Annotated in this window: 1 protein-coding gene; it reads right to left on the reverse strand. The window is 63.8% G+C overall.

Annotated features, from left to right (window positions below):
* The coding region (gene gltX / locus ABYW26_RS14720; protein ID WP_372605669.1) for a glutamate--tRNA ligase at window positions 1-850 on the reverse strand (850 nt) is incomplete at its 3' end.
* Window positions 851-1,032: the final 182 nt, after the last annotated feature.

Below are 1,032 nucleotides of genomic sequence, written 5' to 3' on the forward strand. Positions count from 1 at the left end.
GCCCATCGGTAAAGAATTCATCATTACCGTGGCTCCAGCCCAGACGTGCCAAATAATTGCGCATCGCGGCGGCGGGATAGCCCATGGCCTGATATTCGCCGACTCCCAGCGCGCCGTGGCGCTTGGACAGCTTCTTACCATCAGGCCCGTGGATCAGCGGAATATGGGCAAAGACCGGTAGATCCCAACCCATCGCATGATAGATCTGCATCTGCCGCGCGGCGTTGGCCAGATGGTCATCCCCCCGGATCACATGGGTCACGCCCATATCGAAATCATCGACGACAACGGCCAGCATATAGGTCGGTGTGCCATCCGAACGTAACAGCACCATGTCGTCCAGTTGGTCGTTCTTCCAGGTGACATCGCCCTGCACCCGGTCGGGGATCACCGTGGCGCCGTCGCGCGGCGCCTTCAGCCGCACCACATAGGGCGCGTCGGGATGGGTGGCGGGATCGGCATCGCGCCACGGGCTTTGATAAAGGGTGGATTTGCCCTCGGCCCGGGCGGCCTCGCGGAAGGCGGTGATTTCATCCTGGCTGGCGTAGCATTTATAGGCATGGCCCGCCGCCAGCATCTGATGCGCGATTTCGGCATGGCGGTCGGCGCGGGCGGCCTGGCTGATCGGCTCGCCGTCCCAGTCCAGACCCAGCCAGCGCAGGCCGGTCAGAATGGCCTCGGTCGCTTCGGGGGTCGAGCGCGCGCGGTCGGTGTCCTCGATCCGCAACAGGAACTTGCCGCCGCGCCCGCGGGCATACAGCCAGTTGAACAGCGCCGTGCGCGCGCCGCCGATATGCAGATAACCGGTGGGCGAGGGGGCAAAGCGGGTGACGACCGGAGCCTCGGACATGGGGCGTTAACCTTCTGGAAACCAATTGGTGAATAGCGTTGGCGCCTGAGTAATCAATCAGGCAGGAGAGAACAAGCATGCGCCGCGCGCGAGAGGCGATACAGGCGCAGCGTGGCCATCTTTTTCCATGGGTTCCGGTCTGTCTGGGCCTTGGGATCGGGCTGTATTTCGCGCTGCCGGCC

The sequence above is a fragment of the Actibacterium sp. genome (assembly GCF_041584535.1).
GTDB lineage: Bacteria > Pseudomonadota > Alphaproteobacteria > Rhodobacterales > Rhodobacteraceae > Actibacterium_D.